Origin of the sequence: Escherichia sp. S10b (assembly GCF_028421345.1) — a bacterium.
GTDB lineage: Bacteria > Pseudomonadota > Gammaproteobacteria > Enterobacterales > Enterobacteriaceae > ECMA0423.
In genome coordinates this window covers 1-2,581 of the sequence record NZ_JAHZSO010000056.1, presented here as the reverse complement: position 1 = coordinate 2,581, position 2,581 = coordinate 1, and the positions used below count along the sequence as shown (strand labels likewise).

At 47.4% G+C, this 2,581-nt stretch carries 2 protein-coding genes; both read right to left on the bottom strand.

The features are described 5' to 3' along the window. Positions 1-85: 85 nt before the first annotated feature. Positions 86-832, bottom strand: a complete 747-nt coding sequence (gene istB / locus FTE26_RS04960; RefSeq protein ID WP_001016257.1) for an IS21-like element ISEc12 family helper ATPase IstB — start codon at positions 830-832, stop codon at positions 86-88. Positions 833-846: 14 nt separating this feature from the next. Continuing rightward, complete coding sequence (gene istA, locus FTE26_RS04955) at positions 847-2,388, bottom strand: IS21-like element ISEc12 family transposase (RefSeq protein WP_002431311.1); 1,542 nt, start codon at positions 2,386-2,388, stop codon at positions 847-849. Positions 2,389-2,581 lie beyond the last annotated feature (193 nt).

Below are 2,581 nucleotides of genomic sequence, written 5' to 3'. Positions count from 1 at the left end.
TGCGTATTACCGTGAAGGAGATCGGTGAGTAACATCGATGGAGATCGGTTCGTGTCACTTTCACAGAACCGTTTTTAAATTACCTTCACTGATCTCCTTCGGTCAACGGAGATTGTATTTTCCGCATTGATTCTCCTTTAAGTTCGATCTTGATACTGCCATGAACCAGTCGATCTAGGATGGCATCCGCATGTGTGGAGTCTCCGATCATTTTGTACCAGTTTTCCACCGGCAACTGGCTCACTACGATGATTGAGCCTCGTTGGTACATCAGATCCACTATTTCCAGCAGGTCGCTACGCTGTTCTGATGAGAGAGGTTCCAGCCCCCAGTCATCCAGAAGCAGCAGATCGCTATTATTCAGCCTGGTCAAAAGTTTGCTGTATCTTCCATCAGCATGCCCCTGATAGCACTGTTCCATCAGCGCTTTAAGGCGATAATAGTAGACCTTGTATCCCTGTCGGCAGGCATTATGACCAAGTGCACATGCCAGGAACGTTTTACCGCTGCCGGTGGCCCCGGTCAGTAAAATATTTTGTTTCAGGGTTAACCAGTTTCCCTGACTGAGTGAACGGATGAGGGCCCTGTCCAGCCCTCTATTGTTACGATAATCCAGCTTTGATAACTCAGCATTAAGTCTGAACCGTGCATGTTTGATCAGACGCTCTGCCTTCCTGTTTTCACGGCAGGTTAGTTCTTCTGCTGTCAGTAATGACAGGCGTTCTTCGAAGCCCAGCTCCTGGTATGTGCCCGGTTGAGCAAGTTGCTTTTTAAGCGCATCACGGAAGCCGGTGAGTTTAAGTGCGGTCAGTTGTTCGTAAAGATGATTCATCATTGGATCCCGTATCAGTGGTAATACTCACTGCCGCGTACGTTTTCGTGTTCCATCGTGGATAACAGATCTGGTTTTGGATCCTGAACAGGTTGTTTATCCAGACCTTTTTCCAGGATCGATTTAATACCTGACAGACGCCATACCTTTGTTTCCAGAGCTCTTGCACATGCTGCATTAAGTCTGGCTTTACTGTATTTTTTATGAAGGTTCAGGAGTCCAAGGCAGAAGCGATAGCTTTGTTCCGGATGTGGACGAGAGTTCAGTATATGAAGCACATAACTATGAGTTTCACTGCCTATGTGCCCCGCCCATTCCAGAAGACGCTCTGGCGTCCAGGTGGCATGCTGTCGATGAGCTTCAGGCATGTGCTCGTTGCGGGTACTGTAGCCATAAGTACGCTTGCGCGGGTGCACAGCAACCTCCTGCCCCTGATTGAAGAGTCTTACCAGTTCTCCGGAGATCCATGCTTCCAGTTGCTGGCCTAACAGCGAACATGGAACCGAGTAGTAATGTTTGTCGATTTCCACGTGGTAATCGGCATGAACTCTGACTTTCTTCACCAGGGTGTAACTGTAACTGGCTTCAGGAAGAGGCTTCAGTGCGGGTTTATCAAGCTGGATGAAGAGTTCTGCACGTGAATAACCCAACTTCTGCATTATTTTGTTATTCAGTCTTTCCAGCAACTCCCGAATGCGCTGATTAAGCGATGCAAGGCTGTAGAAGATCTCATGCCTGATTCGGGCCATGATCCAGCGTTCAACAACCTGAACGCCAACTTCAGCTTTGGCTTTATCTTTCGGTTTACGTGGCCGCGCAGGCAAAACTGCGACATTATAATGCTCAAGCATCTGCTGGTAGGTAGGGTTAACGTCAGGATCATACTTACATGCCCTGGATGTGGCGCTTTTCAGATTGTCCGGAACAACAAGTTCAGGAACGCCACCCAACCACTGGAAGCAGCGAACATGACTCATCACCCAGTCTTCAAGCTGCTGAGACCAGGTGGCCTCTGCCCATGTGTAACTTGATGCCCCGAGAACAGCTACGATGACCTGAGCAGTTCTTATTTCTCCGGTCTCAGGGTCGGTAACGCCAACGGTAGGTCCACAGTAATCAACGAAAAGTTTTTCGCCAGCTTTATGTACCTGACGCATTGATGGTGAAGTGGTTTTGAGCCATTCACGGTACATCCGGCAGTAATGGTTATAGCTGTAAAAACCGCCTGGATTACGCTCACAGTATTCTTCCCAGAGTAGCTGCAGCGTCACGCATTTATTACGCAGTTCCCGGTGTACTGTAGCCCAGTCAGGCAGAGAGTGCTTCTTCATCTTAACCTGGGTCTGAAGGAACGCATGTTTTAGTTTTGTATCATCCCATCCTGTAGGTAAGGGCCACTGCTTTATGCCAAGTTGAGCCGCCCGATTAGCATATCTGGATACAACGGAAGGGGAGATTGCAAGACTACGACCAATTTGTCGATGGCTGAGTCCAACACCGTATTTAAGCCTAAGAATTTCTTTAAGTTTTCTCATAGAAATTGGAACTGTTGGCATAGGTATCCTTTACCGGAATGGCAAAAGATACAGATCAACACACCTGTGAAGTTCCAATAACATTGATGGAGATCACTGAATAACAAAATGAGTCAAAAGTGATCTCCATCGATGTTATTCAGCGATCTGTTCAAATGTTATTACCCGATCTCGATGGAAGTTATTGAGTGATCTCCTTTCATGAAAATACGCA